The sequence below is a fragment of the Pseudomonas sp. MONT-RG-20F-20-E-7-02 genome (genome assembly GCF_022662395.1).
Taxonomy (GTDB): Bacteria; Pseudomonadota; Gammaproteobacteria; order Pseudomonadales; family Pseudomonadaceae; genus Aquipseudomonas.
Map to the genome: position 1 here is coordinate 356,688 of NZ_JAKNQN010000005.1, position 16,886 is coordinate 373,573.

11 protein-coding genes are annotated in these 16,886 nt (G+C 61.0%); 6 read left to right on the forward strand and 5 right to left on the reverse strand.

All coding sequences use genetic code 11. From position 1 onward, the window contains the following. Window positions 1–198: 198 nt before the first annotated feature. Window positions 199–429, forward strand: coding sequence for a hypothetical protein (locus tag L8I05_RS17300; RefSeq protein ID WP_138817172.1), 231 nt, complete (start codon window positions 199–201; stop codon window positions 427–429). Beyond that, window positions 426–719: a cell division protein ZapA gene (locus L8I05_RS17305; RefSeq protein WP_159953819.1), complete on the forward strand. Its 294-nt coding sequence runs from the start codon at window positions 426–428 to the stop codon at window positions 717–719. The genes L8I05_RS17300 and L8I05_RS17305 overlap by 4 nt, the downstream gene beginning before the upstream one ends. Here the strand turns inward: L8I05_RS17305 and L8I05_RS17310 are convergent. After that, on the reverse strand, window positions 716–2,518 hold the full coding sequence (locus L8I05_RS17310) for an acyl-CoA dehydrogenase (RefSeq protein WP_242170499.1): 1,803 nt from the start codon (window positions 2,516–2,518) through the stop codon (window positions 716–718). The genes L8I05_RS17305 and L8I05_RS17310 overlap by 4 nt on opposite strands. 226 nt (window positions 2,519–2,744) lie before the next feature. Beyond that, window positions 2,745–6,698: a trifunctional transcriptional regulator/proline dehydrogenase/L-glutamate gamma-semialdehyde dehydrogenase gene (gene putA / locus L8I05_RS17315; RefSeq protein WP_242170502.1), complete on the reverse strand. Its 3,954-nt coding sequence runs from the start codon at window positions 6,696–6,698 to the stop codon at window positions 2,745–2,747. A 464-nt stretch (window positions 6,699–7,162) separates the two neighbouring features. Here putA and putP point away from each other — a divergent pair, with 464 nt between their 5' ends. After that, the gene (gene putP, locus L8I05_RS17320) at window positions 7,163–8,647 is read left to right on the forward strand and encodes a sodium/proline symporter PutP (RefSeq protein WP_159953822.1); all 1,485 of its coding nucleotides are present in this window, start codon (window positions 7,163–7,165) and stop codon (window positions 8,645–8,647) included. Between the two features lie 78 nt (window positions 8,648–8,725). Here the strand turns inward: putP and L8I05_RS17325 are convergent, their stop codons facing one another. Then, window positions 8,726–9,214, reverse strand: a complete 489-nt coding sequence (locus L8I05_RS17325; protein WP_242170505.1) for a DUF2165 domain-containing protein — start codon at window positions 9,212–9,214, stop codon at window positions 8,726–8,728. 188 nt (window positions 9,215–9,402) lie between these two features. On the opposite strand from L8I05_RS17325, the gene L8I05_RS17330 reads away from it, so the two are divergent. The 3 genes from L8I05_RS17330 (at window position 9,403) to rlmJ (ending at window position 13,084) form a co-directional block, all read left to right on the forward strand. Continuing rightward, window positions 9,403–11,421, forward strand: a complete 2,019-nt coding sequence (locus L8I05_RS17330) for a type VI secretion system tip protein VgrG (protein ID WP_242170508.1) — start codon at window positions 9,403–9,405, stop codon at window positions 11,419–11,421. A gap of 15 nt (window positions 11,422–11,436) precedes the next feature. After that, entirely contained in the window at window positions 11,437–12,162 is a 726-nt protein-coding gene (locus tag L8I05_RS17335) for a DUF4123 domain-containing protein (protein ID WP_242170511.1), read from the forward strand. Window positions 12,163–12,247: 85 nt separating this feature from the next. Then, window positions 12,248–13,084 (forward strand): 23S rRNA (adenine(2030)-N(6))-methyltransferase RlmJ, encoded by an 837-nt coding sequence (gene rlmJ / locus L8I05_RS17340; RefSeq protein ID WP_016975658.1) that lies wholly within the window; start codon window positions 12,248–12,250, stop codon window positions 13,082–13,084. A gap of 127 nt (window positions 13,085–13,211) precedes the next feature. Here the strand turns inward: rlmJ and msrA are convergent, their stop codons facing one another. Both msrA and L8I05_RS17350 read right to left on the reverse strand, forming a co-directional pair. Continuing rightward, window positions 13,212–13,859, reverse strand: coding sequence for a peptide-methionine (S)-S-oxide reductase MsrA (gene msrA / locus L8I05_RS17345; RefSeq protein WP_159953826.1), 648 nt, complete (start codon window positions 13,857–13,859; stop codon window positions 13,212–13,214). Window positions 13,860–13,932: 73 nt separating this feature from the next. Further along, window positions 13,933–16,626, reverse strand: a complete 2,694-nt coding sequence (locus L8I05_RS17350) for a GGDEF and EAL domain-containing protein (RefSeq protein WP_242170535.1) — start codon at window positions 16,624–16,626, stop codon at window positions 13,933–13,935. Window positions 16,627–16,886: the final 260 nt, after the last annotated feature.

Below are 16,886 nucleotides of genomic sequence, written 5' to 3' on the forward strand. Positions count from 1 at the left end.
CTTAAGGGGGCGCGCGCTTTTGTCGCATCTGACGAGGGGTTGGACGGATTCAGGAACCAGATGGGGTAAATGCAGTCACTAAGGCTCGAAAGCGCGGCCCGGCCCTTAAAAATCGGGCTGCGCGCCGGGGATAACCCTGGCTTCCGAGGTGATTTTTCTTTATCGTCACCGCCCTTTGAAAAAGCCCGAGAAATCAAAATGTTAGAAGCATCCCTCAGCCAGCTTGAACAGCTTGTCACTGACCTCGTACAACAAAACCAGGACCTGCTCGGCAGCAATGAATCCCTCAAGGCGGAACTGGCCCGTGCCAAGGATGAAAACGACAGCCTGCAACTGAACCTGATGGAACAGGAAGAAAAACACGGCGCCACTGCCGCGCGCATCCAGGCCCTGGTTGAGCGTGTGAGCGCAGGTCCTGTCGGCGCATGAATGAAGGGATAAAGGTCGTTTCGATTCTCGGAGAGGATTACTCGATCAAGGCGCCGGAAGGGGAAGATCAAACCCTGATGCACGCCGTGACCATGCTCAAGGCCTCCCTGGCCACCACCAAGAAAAAGTACCCGACCCTGATCGGTGACAAATTATTGGTACTGGCCGCGCTGAACCTGTGCGCCGAGCAGATCGAAATGCAAAAGCATCACCAGCAGGAACTCGACCGTTACCAAGAGCAAGTCAGCGCCACGGTCGAAGTGATTTCCAAGGCGATCGGAACGCCTTAGAACCACGCATCCTGCATCCCCAGGCACGTGTCATCGCGTGCCTCCAGAATCGCCAGTTCATGATGGCAGCTCGGCACTTCCCAGGTCAGGAAGTACCGAGCGGCCTGGAGCTTGCCTTTATAGAAGGCAACATCCGCCGTATGGCCCTTGGCCAAGCCTTCCTCGGCGCGAATCGCCTGTTCCAGCCAGCGCCAGCCAATCACCGTGTGCCCGAACACCTTCAAGTACAGCGCCGAATTTGCCAGGCTGCTGTTGACCTTGCCCTGGGCGAGATCCGTCAGCAGGCCAATCGTCACGCTTTGCAGGCGATTAACCAACTGCTCCAGAGGTTCTCGCAGGGCCATGAGTGACGGGTACTGCTGCGCCCGTGCGCCGGTTTCGGCGATCAAACGGATCAGTTGCTTGAGGCCCGCACCGCCATTCTGCGCGAGCTTGCGCCCGAGCAAGTCCAGCGACTGGATGCCGTGGGTGCCTTCGTGGATCGGGTTCAGGCGGTTGTCGCGGTAGTACTGCTCCACCGGGTATTCGCGGGTGTAGCCATGGCCGCCGAGAATCTGGATCGCCAGCTCGTTGGCCTTGAGGCAGAACTCCGATGGCCAGGATTTGACGATAGGCGTAAGCAGGTCCAGCAGTTCGTGGGCTTGCTTGCGTTCGGCGTCGGTTTCCAGGGTTGTGGTGTCATCGAACAGCCGCGCGGCATACAGGCCAAGGTCGAAGGCGCCTTCCACGTAGGCTTTTTGAGTCAGCAGCATGCGCTTGATATCGGCGTGCTGAATGATCGAGACCGGCGCGGTGCTGGGGTCTTTGCTGTCCGGCAGGCGACCTTGCGGGCGTTCGCGGGCGTATTCCAGCGAGTAGAGGTAGCCGGCATAACCTAGCATGACTGCGCCCATGCCCACGCCGATGCGCGCCTCGTTCATCATCTGGAACATGCAGCTCAAGCCCTGGTGCGGTTTGCCTACCAGATAGCCGACGCAATTACCGTTATCGCCGAAGTTAAGCGCCGTGGACGTGGTGCCGCGCCAGCCCATCTTGTGGAACAGCCCGGCCAACAGCACGTCATTGCGCGCGCCCAGGCTGCCATCCTCGTTGACCAGGAACTTGGGCACGATAAACAGCGAAATGCCCTTTACCCCGGCCGGCGCGTCCGGCAGCTTGGCGAGCACCATGTGCACGATGTTTTCCGACAGCGGATGGTCGCCACCGGAGATGAAGATCTTGTTGCCCTTGAGCCGATAAGTGCCGTCAGCCGCAGGCTCTGCCCGTGTACGAATATCCGACAAGGACGAGCCGGCATGCGGCTCGGTCAGCGCCATGGTGCCGAAGAAGCGGCCGTCGATCATCGGTTGCAGGAAGCGCTGCTTCTGCTCCTCGGTGCCGAAGCTTTCAATCAGGTTGGCCGCGCCCATTGTGAGGAACGGGTAGGAGGTCGAAGCCGCGTTGGCCGACTGAAAGTGCGCAAAGCATGCCTGGGACAGCAACGTCGGCAGCTGCATGCCGCCTGCTTCGAAACTGCGCGCGGCGTTGAGAAAGCCCGCTTCGAGAAACGCGTCCACGGCCGGTTTCACTTCCGGAATCAGGATCGCCTGGCCGTCTTCATAGCGCGGTTCGTTTTCGTCATTCTTGCGGTTATGCGGCGCGAAGTACTTCTCGGCAATGCTACGCGCGGTGCTGATGGCCGCATCGAAGGTCTCGCGGTTGTGCTCGGCAAACCGCTCGCGCTGGGTCAGGCCCTCGGCATCGAGGACTTCGTACAGCTCGAAAGCCAGATTGCGGGAACTGAGCAGCGTCTCGGACATGGCGGCTTACCTGTGTGGGGATAGGCCTGAGTCTAAGTGCGCGAATAGAGGCTGGATAGCAAGATTGATTTGCGTGATGCAGAGGCAGAACGAGGGTCGAAGGTGGGATGCGGTCAATGTGGGAGCTGGCTTGCCTGCGATGAGGCAGTACCAGCCGACACCTTTGTCACTGACCCGCCGCTATCGCAGGCAAGCCAGCTCCCACATTTTGACCGCGTTTCGTCAGTTAGCCGATGGTCATCAGGCTGGCGTTACCGCCCGCCGCAGCGGTGTTAACACTCAACGCCCGCTCAATCACCAGGCGCTCCAGCGCAATCGCCGTCTCACCTTGCGACAAACCATGCACGCCAACAATCGCGCCACCGCGTTGCGCCACTTGCTGGCACACCGCACGCAGTTGGTCGGAGTCGCCGTGGTGCAAGACTGCGTCGAACACCACTTCGTCCTTGGTCCAGTCGGCCACGCGCTTGATCTTCGCCTGAACGTCCTTCGGCAGGCGTGGGAACAATGCCTTGGTCAGGTCAGTTTCCGGCCATACCGCCGAACCGCCGACGGCCAGCACTGCCGCCAGTTGCGTCAGCAGGTCGCCTTCGACGTCCGCCAGACACAGCACGTGCTCGCGGGGCAGGATCGCGTAGCTGTTGCGCTCGCCAGTCGGGCCGGCCAGTTGGCGGGTGATACCGCTTTGCGACTGCGCGGCAAACTGGCTGCACAGCGCGCTCAGCTCGCTGAACTTATTGCTGTCGGCCCAGGTTTTCAGGGCGGTCAGCGGTTGGCTCATGGCATCGCGCAGGCGCACGTCCGGCGCGGCCAACTTGTCGCCCCTTACGAAGGATTGTTCGATGGCATCGGTAGGACGGGTCGACAGCAAACGGTACAGGTACAACGGCCCGCCCGCTTTCGGGCCAGTGCCCGACAGGCCTTCGCCGCCGAATGGCTGCACGCCAACCACTGCGCCAACGATGTTGCGGTTCACATACACGTTACCGGCATGCACGTTGTCGATCACCTTGGCGATGGTCTCGTCGATGCGGGTGTGCACGCCCAGGGTCAGGCCATAGCCGGAGGCATTGATCTGCGCGATGAGCTGGTCGATCTCTTTGCGCTTGTAGCGCACCACGTGCAGCACCGGGCCGAAGATCTCGCGTTGCAGTTCGTCGAAGCTTTCCAGCTCGATCAGGGTTGGCATCACGAAGGTGCCGCGCTTGATTTCTTCGCCATCGGCGATTGCCACTTGGTAGACGTTGCGGCCTTTGTCGCGCATGGCCTGGATGTGTTTCTCGATACCGGCCTTGGCTTCGGCGTCGATCACCGGCCCGATGTCTACCGACAGGCGCTCCGGGTTGCCCAGGCGGCATTCAGCCATCGCGCCTTTGAGCATTTCGATTACACGGTCTGCCGAATCTTCCTGCAGGCACAGCACGCGCAGAGCCGAGCAGCGTTGGCCGGCACTGTCGAAGGCCGACGAAACAACGTCGATCACCACTTGCTCGGTCAGCGCCGAAGAGTCGACGATCATCGCGTTCTGGCCACCGGTTTCGGCGATCAGCGGAATCGGGCGGCCCTGGGCATCCAGACGACCGGCGACGCTGCGTTGCAGCAGGCGCGCGACTTCGGTGGAGCCGGTGAACATCACGCCTTTGACGCGATCATCACCCACCAGGCGCGCACCGACGCTTTCGCCCTGGCCCGGCAGCAGTTGCAGCACGCCTTCCGGAATACCGGCTTCCAGCAGGATGCGCACGGCTTGTGCCGCCACCAACGGGGTTTGCTCCGCAGGCTTGGCCAATACCGGGTTACCGGCAGCCAGTGCCGCAGCAACTTGGCCACTGAAAATCGCCAGCGGGAAGTTCCACGGGCTGATGCAGACCACCGGGCCCAACGGGCGGTGGGCGTCGTTGGTGAAGTCGTTGCGCGCCTGCACGGCGTAGTAGCGCAGGAAATCCACGGCTTCACGCACTTCGGCGATGGCGTTGGCGAACGTCTTGCCGGCTTCGCGGGCCAGCAGGCCCATCAACGGCTGAATCTCGCCTTCCATCAAGTCGGCGGCACGCTCCAGGATCGCGGCGCGCTCGGCGGGCGGGGTGGCCTGCCAGATCGGGCCGGCGTTGATGGCGCACTGGATCGCGTTGTCGACGTCTTCAACAGTGGCTTCTTGTACATGGCCGACCACGTCACGCAGGTCGGACGGGTTCAGCACCGGTGCAGCGGCTTCATTGCTGGACGCGCAGCCCAGCATCGGCGCGGCTTTCCAGTCGTTGTGCGCGGTGGCCAGCAAGGCACAGGACAGCGACGCCAAGCGGTGTTCGTTGGCCAGGTCGATGCCCGCCGAGTTGGCGCGGTCGCTGCCATACAGGTCACGCGGCAGTGGAATACGCGGGTGCGGCAGGCCGAAGCCGCCTTCCAGCGTTGCCATCTGCTCGATGTTGGCCACTGGGTCGGCCACCAGCTCCTGGATCGAGATGGTGTGGTCGGCAATGCGGTTGACGAACGAGGTGTTGGCGCCGTTTTCCAGCAGGCGACGCACCAGGTAAGCCAGCAATGTTTCGTGGGTGCCGACCGGTGCGTACACGCGGCACGGACGGTTCAGCTTGCCTTCGGAAACTTTGCCTACAACCTGCTCGTACAGCGGTTCACCCATGCCGTGCAGGCACTGGAACTCGTACTGGCCGGGGTAATAGTTCTGACCGGCAATATGGTAGATCGCCGACAGCGTGTGGGCGTTGTGCGTGGCGAACTGCGGGTAGATGGCTTCCGGCACCGACAGCAGTTTGCGTGCACAGGCGATGTAGGAAACGTCGGTGTACACCTTGCGGGTGTAGACCGGGTAGCCTTCCAGGCCTTCGACCTGGGCGCGCTTGATTTCGCTGTCCCAGTACGCGCCTTTCACCAGGCGGATCATCAAGCGATGGCGGCTGCGGCGCGCCAGGTCGATGACGTAGTCGATCACATACGGGCAGCGCTTCTGGTACGCCTGGATCACGAAACCGATGCCGTTCCAGCCGGTCAGTTGCGGCTCGAAGCACAGGCGCTCAAGCAGGTCCAGCGACAGCTCAAGGCGGTCGGCTTCTTCGGCGTCGATGTTCAGGCCGATGTCGTACTGCTTGGCCAGCAAGGTCAGGGACAGCAGGCGCGGGTACAGCTCATCCATCACGCGCTCGTACTGCGCGCGGCTGTAACGCGGGTGCAGGGCGGAGAGCTTGATGGAAATGCCCGGGCCTTCATAAATCCCACGGCCGTGAGAAGCTTTGCCGATGGAGTGAATGGCTTGTTCGTACGAGGCCAGGTACTTCTGGGCATCGTGTTCGGTCAGTGCAGCTTCGCCGAGCATGTCGTAGGAATAGCGGAAGCCCTTGGCTTCGAACTTGCTCGCATTGGCCAGGGCTTCGGCGATGGTTTCGCCGGTAACGAACTGCTCGCCCATCAGGCGCATGGCCATGTCGACGCCCTTGCGGATCATCGGCTCGCCGCTCTTGCCGATGATACGGCTCAGGGACGAGGTCAAACCTGCCTCGTTGTGCGTGGCCACCAGTTTGCCGGTCAGCAGCAAGCCCCAGGTGGCGGCGTTGACGAACAGCGACGGGCTGTTGCCCAGGTGCGGCTGCCAGTTGCCGGTGCTGATCTTGTCGCGGATCAGCGCGTCGCGGGTGCCCTTGTCCGGGATGCGCAGCAGCGCTTCGGCCAGGCACATCAATGCCACGCCTTCCTGGGACGACAGGGAAAATTCTTGCAGCAGGCCCTGAACAATACCGGCACGGCCGCCGGCGCTCTTCTGATTGCGCAGTTTTTCAGCAATCGAGGCGGCCAGCTTGTTAGTCGCTTCAGCCATCGGCTGTGGCAGGCGGGCCTGTTCGATCAGCATCGGCACCACTTCCGGCTCGGGGCGGCGGTAGGCGGCGGTGATCGAGGCGCGCAGTACGGACTGCGGCAGGATGCTTTCGGCGAACTCCAGGAAGCACTGGTGGGCGTGGTCCGGCTGGACTTCGCCTGCGTCTTCAGCGTCCTTGCTGCCCGAGCCATTGAGCTCGGTCAGGGTTGCACCACCCTCGAGTTTCTCCAGGTAATTGAAAATCGCCTGCTTGATCAGCCAGTGCGGCGTGCGATCAATGGAGGTCGCGGCGGCCTTGAGGCGTTCGCGGGTCGGGTCGTCGAGTTTGACCCCAAGGGTGGTCGTAGCCATCTTTTTATCCTCATGGGTGCCACTACTGCGTGGCATCTGCTGGCGGCAAGATTAGCTTTGCGCATGCAGAGGTGCAACCGGGTGCAACCCAAATTGTTCAGGATTTTTTTGATCGTGATCGGGAAAAAATCCGGCCTTCGACGGAATCCGCTCCCCCTTGGTGCGTTTACTTCTGAGATCGGCTGTTCTTGCTCCGAAAAGGAGCAAAAAACCGATGTTTTGCCCTAAACATACTAAGGTGCAACTTATTCTCAAGAAACTGGTTGCACCTTATTTACTTTGTTGAATAGCATTCGCGCCCAAGGTGCAACCAGCTGCAAGGTTCGGTTCATCGGCTGGCGGCTTTCCTGGGGAAACGCCAGTCATAAATGCACGGCACGCAGTTTCGTCTACCCGGTTATCCACGGGTGGCCGTCTGACTCAGACCGTCGCTACATAAAAACAAAGCCAGGGCGTCACTTCTTATGAGCGTTAGCAACCCCACCCTGATCACGTTTGTGATCTACATCGCAGCAATGGTGCTGATCGGCTTCATGGCCTATCGCTCCACCAACAACCTCTCCGATTACATCCTCGGCGGTCGCAGCCTCGGCAGCGTGGTCACCGCGTTGTCGGCCGGTGCCTCCGATATGAGCGGCTGGTTGTTGATGGGCCTGCCGGGCGCGATCTACATGTCCGGCCTGTCGGAAAGCTGGATCGCCATCGGCCTGATCGTCGGCGCATACCTGAACTGGTTGTTCGTGGCTGGCCGCTTGCGGGTGCAGACCGAACACAACGGGGACGCCCTGACGCTGCCGGATTATTTCTCCAGCCGTTTCGAAGATAAAAGCGGCCTGCTGCGGATCATCTCTGCCGTGGTGATCCTGGTGTTTTTCACTATTTATTGCGCGTCCGGCATCGTCGCCGGTGCCCGTCTGTTTGAAAGCACCTTCGGCATGTCCTACGAGACGGCGCTGTGGGCCGGTGCTGCCGCGACGATTGCCTACACCTTCGTCGGTGGTTTCCTGGCAGTCAGCTGGACAGATACTGTGCAAGCCACACTGATGATCTTCGCGCTGATCCTCACGCCGATCATCGTGCTGCTGGCCACCGGTGGCGTCGACACCACCTTCCTGGCGATCGAAGCCAAGAACCCTGACAACTTCAACATGCTGAAAAACACCACCTTCATCGGCATCATCTCGCTGATGGGCTGGGGCCTGGGTTACTTCGGCCAGCCGCACATCCTCGCGCGTTTCATGGCGGCGGATTCGGTGAAGTCGATTGCCAAGGCACGCCGCATCTCCATGACCTGGATGATCCTGTGCCTGGGCGGCACCGTGGCGGTGGGTTTCTTCGGTATCGCTTACTTCTCGGCGCACCCGGAAGTGGCTGGCCCGGTTAATGAAAACCACGAACGTGTGTTCATCGAGCTGGCCAAGCTGCTGTTCAACCCATGGATTGCCGGTGTGCTGCTGTCGGCCATCCTGGCGGCGGTGATGAGCACCCTGAGCTGCCAACTGCTGGTGTGCTCCAGCGCGCTGACCGAAGACTTCTACAAAACCTTCCTGCGCAAAAACGCCTCCCAGGTTGAACTGGTGTGGGTCGGCCGCGCCATGGTGTTGCTGGTTGCGCTGATCGCCATCGCCATGGCCGCCAACCCGAACAACCGCGTGCTGGGCCTGGTGAGCTACGCCTGGGCCGGTTTCGGCGCCGCGTTCGGGCCTGTGGTGCTGATCTCGGTGATCTGGAAACACATGACCCGCAACGGCGCACTGGCCGGCATCCTGGTCGGCGCGGTCACGGTAATTGTGTGGAAGCACTTCGAGCTGTTGGGCCTGTACGAAATCATCCCTGGCTTCATCTTCGCCAGCCTGGCGATCTACGTCGTCAGCAAGCTGGGCGCACCGACTGCCGGTATGGTCGAGCGTTTTGATGCTGCGGAAAAAGACTACAACCTCAACAAGTAATTCTTCGGGTGCCTAGCGCCCGTTGAGTTGAAGAAAAGGCCCGCATCCTACGGATGGCGGGCCTTTTTTATGGCGGGTTCAGTCAGCATCCGCTTGATTAAGAAAAATCAGCACGCCCAGAATCGCCATGTAGAACTTGAACGCCGCTTCCTGGCCGTTCCACTGATGGGATTGCCACATCAAGAACCATTCCCCGCCCACCACCATAAAACCAAAAAACCACACCACAAAACCGAGGGCGAGGCCGCTGGTTGCGCGGGCTTTGGCGCGGTTGAAGTCGCCACCGCTTGCGTGCCGCGCGCGCCACAGTGACAGCGCACCCCAGGCCAGCAGCAGCGCGCAGAGCGCCTCTCCCAGGATGATCAGCGCATAGGCCGCGTGCCACAGCCATGGCGTGGTGATTGAACGGTACATGGCCGCGTTACCGGGGAACGTGGTGTCCATGCTCAGCACGTGTTGGACGAAGGCGAAGTTGGAGCCGTAGTCCGTGATGTTGTTGAACGCAACCATGCTGGCGAAGGCGGCGAGGGCGAGGGTCAAGATGATTTTTGCGTAGCGGATGGCCATGCTTTTTCCAGTGATCCGGCGAGAAAGGGACAATTACGCTAGCACGGCGTTGGCGTGCTTTCGACGCAGGGAACATGAAGAATCGGGCACTCATGGCGTAGGAACATACTGATTTGGCCGCGCGGCGCTCAGGAGGGCAAAAAGCTGGTGCAGAATCGACCGCCCACCCCCTCGCAGAGAAACACCGGATGTTCGCTCCTGCCAATGAAAGCGCGTTTACCCTGACCCTCGATGGGCAGCCCAGCGATCTGAAGGTCCATGGGTTCACAGGTGATGAGTTTATTAGCCTGCCTTTTCGTTTTGACCTGGAGTTGGTCAGCGAACAGGCCGATCTGGACCTCGAGAGCCTGATGCACCGGCAGGCGTTCCTGGGGTTTGACGCTGAAGGTCATGGTATTCACGGCCTGGTCTATCAAGTGGCCCAAGGCGATGCGGGCAAGCGTCTTACCCGTTACCAGATCAGCCTGGTACCGCAGTTGGCGTATCTGCACAACAGTACGCACCAGCGGATTTTCCAGAACAAAACCGTGCCCCAGATCATCGCGTTGGTGCTGGAAGCCCAGGCTATCCAGGCCGACACGTTCACGTTTCAGCTGAGTGGAAAGTATCCGGAGCGTGAATACTGTGTTCAGTTCGGCGAAAACGATCTGGAGTTCATTCAACGCTTATGTGACGAGTCGGGCATTCACTACCACTTCCAGCACAGCCCCGAGCGCCACCTGTTGGTATTTGGCGATGACCAAAGCGTGTTTGTCCGGCAGGATCAAGCCACCCCGTACTCGCCCGGCACCGGGATGGTGGCCGATACGCCCGCGATCAAGCGCTTCAGCCTGCGGTTGGAAACCCGTACAACGGGTGTGAACCTGCGCGACTACGACTTCAAGAAACCGAGCCTGGCATTGGAAAGCGCAGCGTCCGGTGGGCAACGCCCCTCCCTGGATGAGCAGCGCTACCCTGGAGACTTTACGGATCGTGAGCATGGCAAGTACCTGGCGCAGCGCCGGTTGGAGCGCCATCGCAGCGATTATCGGCTGGCCAGAGGCTCCAGCAACCAACCGGCATTGGTCACCGGGCAGTTCCTGAAGATGGCCGGGCATCCGCGTCAGGAATGGAATGATTTGTGGTTGGTCACCCATGTGTACCACGTGGGGCATCAGCCTCAAGTGCTGGAGGAGTCTGCCCCGGAAATATATGGCGATAAGTTGCCTCAGGGCTACGACAACGATTTTACTGCCACGCCTTGGGACGTGCAGTTTCGATCGCCCTTGATCCTGTCGCGGCCGCAGATCTCCGGCTACCAGAACGCGGTAGTCACCGGCCCCGCCGACAGTGAGATTCACTGTGACGAATACGGCCGGGTCAAAGTACAGCTGGCCTGGGACCGTGACGGCGAGCATAACGAGCATTCCAGCTGCTGGCTGCGCGTCGCCAGTGCCTGGGCTCATGACCGTTATGGTGCGGTGTTGATTCCCAGGGTCGGCATGGAGGTTCTGGTCGGCTTCGCCAACGGCGACGTGGATATGCCGCTGGTGATGGGTTGCCTGCCCAACGCGGCCAACCCCGTGCCCCTCGACCTGCCGGCGGACAAGACCCGCAGCATCTTGCGCAGCCACAGCAGCCCTGGCGGTGGTGGCTATAACGAACTGCGCATTGAAGACCGCAAGGGCGCCGAGGAAATCTACCTGCGTGCCCAGCGCGATTGGACCCAGCACGTGCTGAATGACCAGCAGGTGCAGGTCGATAACGTGCGCCGGGTGAAGGTGGGCGGCGAGTCGCATCACGAGCTGCAAGGCGAAGAGCAGCGCATTACCCATGGCAACCGCCTCACCGAGCTCAAGCAGGATGATCACTTGATGGTCGGAGGTTCGCAGCAGATGCGCGCGGGGCGGACGATTCAGATCGGAGCAGGGCAAAGCGTTGTTATCGACGCCGGTGCCAGCGTTACGATCCAGGCGGGCGGGCAGTCGATCACGTTGTCGGCGGGCGGCATTTTCAGCAGCGTGCCGATTCAACTGGGTGGTGCACCCGCTGCTGCAGCTGTGCCGTTACTACCGGGCATCAAGGAAGCGCTGGCGGCGGTTGTTCCCGCACCGCTCAGCCGCGTGCAAGTGGCCAGCCTGAAACGCAGCGCGCCATTTTGCGAAGAGTGTGAGCGGTGCAAGAACGGCCAATGTGATATCGCCGACCACACCCAGGTTCGCCCTTAAAAGGAATTTACCCGTATGCGTCACTCCTTGACTCCACACACCTGGCTGGCCGAATTTCCTTTGCTGCCCGATGAGCGAATTTTCGCGGTATTGGGCAGTGCCAGCGACGCTAAACCCTATGCCGCCTGGCAAGCCATGGCCGTCGGACTGCCGCCCCAGTCAATCTGGGCAGGCAGCGCCTACGCGCAATGGAATGAAGTAATGCCCTACGTTGCTGTCATCGAGCCCGGCAGCGCCTTTCTCGACTGGGTCGCCACCACCGACTCAACGGATTGGGGCTGGCTGGCAGTATCATCCAGCCCGCTGGAAACCGTGGTGGCGCACCTGCAAAGCCTGACCAAGGTTCTGCTGCCTGACGGCCAGCAGGTATTTTTACGTTTCTGGGATGGCGCTCAATGGCTGCCGATTGTGCAAACCTTGGGCGACGCGGCGGGGAAGGTGTTGCCGGTATTCCAGCGCTATCTGATCAATGGCCAACCGCTGGTCGTGGCGACTGGCCCGGTCACGGCCGCCAACACCAGCCCATGGTGGCAAGTGCCTGCCTCGTTACTGGCGCATCTGGCGGAGCAATCACCCTACGTGCTGATCGACAACCTGCTGCAATGGCTCGAAGAACAGCGACCCGACCTGTATACCGCCTTCACGCCTGCAACCTTGCGCCACAAGGTCGCCTACTTTGCGCGCAGGCCGGGTATCAGTCATGAAGCACTGACTGAGTACCTGACCTTAGAGATGAATTGAGCCCAGCGCGGGGCAAGCCCGCTCGCCACACTCTGCCCCTTTGCTCCGGTAGAAGGTAAACTTCGCCCCCTGCGCAGGAGCAACCATGAATTATCGTCACGCCTTTCACGCCGGCAACCACGCCGATGTCTTCAAACACTTGACCTTGACCCGCCTCATCGCCTTGATGTCGCGCAAGGAGCAGCCGTTCGCCTACCTCGACACCCACGCCGGGATCGGGCTGTACGACCTGCAAGGTGATCAGGCCAACCGCACCGGTGAATACCTGGAAGGCATCGCCCGCCTGTGGGGCGAGAGTGACCTGCCGCCGCTGACGGCCGACTACATGCGCGTGCTGCACGAGATGAACCCGGATGGCCAGTTGCGCTATTACCCTGGTTCGCCGGAGCTGGCGCGCCGCCTCACACGGCCTCAGGACCGTGTGCTGCTGAATGAAAAACACCCGGAAGACGGCGTGCTGCTCAAGGACAACATGAAGGGCGATCGCCGCGTCAAAGTGCATTTGGGCGAAGGCTGGCATGTGCCGCGCGCCTTGCTGCCGGTGCCGGAAAAGCGCGCGTTGATGCTGATCGATCCGCCGTTTGAAAAGCTCGACGAAATGCAGCGCTGTGCAGCGTCCCTCAAGGAAGCAGTCAGCCGCATGCGCCAGACTGTTGCAGCGATCTGGTATCCAGTGAAAGACCAGCGCATGTTGCGTCGCTTCTACCAGGACCTGGCCGGAACGGGTGCACCGAAGTTGCTGCGGGTGGAGTTATTGGTGCATCCGCTGGACACGCCCAATACCCTGACGGGCTCGGGCCTGGCGATTGCCAACCCGCCTTGGGGGCTGGAAGAGGAGTTGCGTGAGCTGCTGCCGTGGCTGTCCAAGAAACTTGGCCAGACCCAAGGCGGGTGGCAGATGGACTGGCTTATCGCTGAGTAACTGATCGTTCCCACGCTCTGCGTGGGAATGTATCTTGTGACGCTCCGCGTCACGCCTCAAGAGCGGACGCAGAGCGTCCCTGTCGGCATTCCCACGCGGAGCGTGGGAACGATCAACTGCGCAAATCTTAGATTGGGCAGGTCACGCCGGTGCCGCCAATCCCGCAATACCCCTGCGGATTTTTCGCCAGGTACTGCTGGTGATACGCCTCGGCGAAGTACACCGTCGGCGCTTCTTCGATTTCCGTGGTGATGGTGCCCAGGCCAGCCTTGGTCAGCTCAGCCTGATACGCCTCGGCGCTGGCCTTGGCCGCTTCCAGGTGCTCAGGTTTCACGGCGTAGATCACCGAACGGTACTGGCTGCCGATGTCGTTGCCCTGGCGCATGCCCTGGGTCGGGTTGTGCAGTTCCCAGAACATTTTGAGCAGCTCTTCGTAACTGATCTTGTCTTGATCAAACACCACCAGTACCACTTCGCTATGGCCGGTCAGGCCCGAGCAGACTTCTTCGTACGTCGGGTTCGGCGTGTAACCACCGGCGTAACCGACCACGGTGCTGACCACGCCGTCGCGCTGCCAGAACCGGCGTTCGGCACCCCAGAAGCACCCGAGACCGAAGATCGCGAACTCTACGTTGTCGACAAACGGGCCGAGCAGCGGGTTGCCGTTGACGAAATGCGTCTCTGGCAGCGCCATCGGGGTTTCACGGCCAGGCAAAGCTTGTTCTTGAGTGGGCAACACGTTTTTATTCACCAGAATTTCCGAGCGCAAGACCATGATCAGTCCTCTCGTCAGGTTGAGTTAGCGGTAAAGATTCAGACAGCCAGTGTGCCCGAGTGTTACAGCGCTGTCAGGCGATTGGCCCGCGCGGGTAGCGTTTAAGCTTCTCCAGCAGCTCTGCACCGGGGATCGGCCGGTCGAAGAGGTAGCCTTGGCCCACATCGCAGCGATGCCGGCGCAGGAACGCCAGTTGCTCGGCGGTCTCGATGCCTTCGGCCACCACCTTGAGCTTGAGGTTGTGGGCCATGGCGATCACCGCCGAGGTGATTTCCATGTCGTCCTGGTTGTCCGGGATTTCGTGGATAAAACTGCGATCGATCTTGATGATGTCGATGGGGAATTTTTTCAGGTAGCTCAGTGACGAGTAACCGGTGCCGAAGTCGTCCATGGCCAGGGTCAGGCCAAAACTCTTCAGTTGGTCCAGTTGCAGGCGCGTGTCTTCGGTGGCTTCCAGCAGCAGGCCTTCGGTCAGCTCCAGCTCCAGCAGGTTGGCCGGCAACTTTTCTTCCTTGAGGATGGTGGCAATCGAGGCCACCAGGTCCGGGTCGGAGAACTGCTTGGGCGACAGGTTGATCGCCACCTGCAAATTGCCCATGCCTGCGGCGGTCAGCTCACGGCTCATGCGGCAGGCCTGGCGGGCGATCCATTTGCCGATCGGGATGATCAGGCCGGTTTCTTCTGCCACGCTGATGAATTGATCAGGGCGGATCATGCCCTTTTCCGGGTGGTTCCAGCGCAGCAGCGCTTCCATGCCCAGCAAGCGGCCGCTGCGCAGGCACAGTTTGGGCTGGTAGAACACGTCCAGCTCGTTCTGAGTCAGGGCGCGGCGCAGGTTGTTTTCCACGAACAGCTTGTAACTGGCCTCGGCATTCAGTGCCTCGGTAAACACCTGTACCTGGTGTTTGCCGTTGGCTTTGGCCTTGTGCAGCGCCAACCCGGCGTTACGCATCAGGGTTTGCGGGTCGCGGCCATGCAGAGGCGCACAGGCCAGGCCCACGGAGCCGGTGACACTGATCAACTGGTTGTCGACGAACATCGGTTTGTCGAGGGTCGCCAGCAATTGGCTGGCGACCTGCTGGCCAGTCTCCAGGTCGGTGTCGTCGAGCAACACCGCAAACTCATTACTGGCAAACCGCGCGAGGCTGCCACTGGCACTCAGGCTGTTGCGCAGGCGGCGCGCCAGGCTGATCAGCAGCTTGTCGCCCGTTTGGTGGCCAAGGCTGTCGTTGATCCGCTTGAAGTTGTCGATGTCCACCAGCAACAGGCTGATCGGGCTGTCGCTGTCGCGGGCAAAGCGCTCGTCCAGGTTGCGGATAAACGCCGGGCGGTTGCCCAGGTTGGTCAGGTTGTCGGTGTAGGCCAGGCGCTCGATGCGCTGCTGGGCCAGCTTGGTCTGGGTGATGTCTTCGTAGATGCCGATGTAGTGGGTCAGCTCACGGTTGTCGCCATACACTTTGGAAATCGACAGCTGGCCCCAGTAGGGTTCGAGGTTCTTGCGTCGGCTCTTGAACTCACCCTGCCAACTGTTGCTCTTGGCCAGGCTCGACGGCGCGTCGAACAGCAGCTCGCTGAGGTTCTCCAGGGCCGGCAACTGCGCCAGGCGATGGCCATGGACTTCTTCGGCGCTGTACTGGGTGATCGCGGTGAAGCTGGGGTTGACGTACTCCACCACGCCGTCGCAATTGACCAGCAAAAAGGCGTTGGCGCTTTGTTCCACGGCTCGCTGGAACAGGTGCAGCGCGCTGGTGGCGGTGCGCCGGTTGTGGTTGTTGATCACTTGCGCGAATTGGTCCGCCAGCTCGCCGGCAAAGGCGATCTCATCGGCCTGCCAGGCACGCGAGCTGCCGCGTTGCTCCAGGCACAACACGCCGATCACCTGGCCATCGACGCGGATGCTCGCGTCGAGCATGGCGTGCACATCTTTGGCGCGCAGGCTCTCGGCCATTTCCCGGGTGCGCGGGTCACGCATCGCATGGGTGGCGTCAATAGCGCGGCTCGAATGCAGGGCTTCCAGGTAGTCCGGGAAGCCGCTGGCGTCGATCGCTTCAGGCAAGTGGTGCTGTTGGTCGTCGCGGTGGTACGCCGAGATCGGCACCAGGCGCTGGCCTTCAAGGTTCCAGATGCTCGCGCAATCGATCTGGTAGATATCGCAGGCGCTGCGGGTGATCAGCTCGGCGGCTTCCTGCAACGAATTGGGCGTGGTGTAGCGCTGGCGCGCCAGCAGCAGGATCAGCTCCTGTTGGGCGCGCACGCGTTCCAGATGCTGCAATTGTTCCTGCTGGGCGCGCTGGTTGAGTTCCAGCGCGATCTGCAGGCGGCTGTTCTGGTTTTCCAGGTCGGCCGTCGGGGCGGCGGTGGGGATTTCGCTGAACAGCCCGTCGACCACCATCAGGTAGCCGCGCAGCAGGTGGCGGTTGTGTTGTTTGTAGGCCTCGCCCATTTCCAGCAGGCTCAGCGGGCCGTCGTTGGTGTGCAGGGTGTAGCGCACCAGGTAATTCGGGGTCTGGGTCAGTTGCTGCTGGATCGCATCGTGCAGCTGGTAGCGCGCTTGAGGTTCCATCAAGCTGGCGTAGGGTGTGCCGACCAATGCACACAGTTCCATCGCCGGCAGACCGAATTGGCGCTCACAATTGGGGTCGAGGTACAGCAGCGCCCAGCTTGCCTCATTAAGCCGCTCGAAACGCAGCATACCGAGGCGCGAGGGCACCGGTAACTGCGTCACTACCTCGGCCGCCATACGGGCGACATCGGGTTGGCTTTTCATGGGGAAACTCGCTTGGGAAAATGCGCACGGCGCCGGGCTCACGCCCTCTTTACTGTCGCCAGCGGCAAGGTTGCATCATGCAGCACGCACTGACAAGAGAGGATGAAGGCTAAGTGCTATATGGCTGTTATCGGCCGCCGGAGCGGTTTCTACAATCCAGGTGATGGGTGGCGCATTGACGCAGGTACGAAGCCCTTTGCCCCTACAAAACAGCCGGCCAAAAAAAGCCCCGCCAATTGGCGGGGTTGAGGTACGAGCGT

Excerpts from the sequence above, each read along its gene's own strand:
- L8I05_RS17300 (WP_138817172.1), top strand. The coding sequence starts at position 199 with ATGTTAGAAGCATCCCTCAGCCAGCTTGAACAGCTTGTCACTGACCTC.
- L8I05_RS17305 (WP_159953819.1), top strand. The coding sequence starts at position 426 with ATGAATGAAGGGATAAAGGTCGTTTCGATTCTCGGAGAGGATTACTCG.
- L8I05_RS17310 (WP_242170499.1), bottom strand. The coding sequence starts at position 2,518 with ATGTCCGAGACGCTGCTCAGTTCCCGCAATCTGGCTTTCGAGCTGTAC.
- putA (WP_242170502.1), bottom strand. The coding sequence starts at position 6,698 with ATGGCTACGACCACCCTTGGGGTCAAACTCGACGACCCGACCCGCGAA.
- putP (WP_159953822.1), top strand. The coding sequence starts at position 7,163 with ATGAGCGTTAGCAACCCCACCCTGATCACGTTTGTGATCTACATCGCA.
- L8I05_RS17325 (WP_242170505.1), bottom strand. The coding sequence starts at position 9,214 with ATGGCCATCCGCTACGCAAAAATCATCTTGACCCTCGCCCTCGCCGCC.
- L8I05_RS17330 (WP_242170508.1), top strand. The coding sequence starts at position 9,403 with ATGTTCGCTCCTGCCAATGAAAGCGCGTTTACCCTGACCCTCGATGGG.
- L8I05_RS17335 (WP_242170511.1), top strand. The coding sequence starts at position 11,437 with ATGCGTCACTCCTTGACTCCACACACCTGGCTGGCCGAATTTCCTTTG.
- rlmJ (WP_016975658.1), top strand. The coding sequence starts at position 12,248 with ATGAATTATCGTCACGCCTTTCACGCCGGCAACCACGCCGATGTCTTC.
- msrA (WP_159953826.1), bottom strand. The coding sequence starts at position 13,859 with ATGGTCTTGCGCTCGGAAATTCTGGTGAATAAAAACGTGTTGCCCACT.
- L8I05_RS17350 (WP_242170535.1), bottom strand. The coding sequence starts at position 16,626 with ATGAAAAGCCAACCCGATGTCGCCCGTATGGCGGCCGAGGTAGTGACG.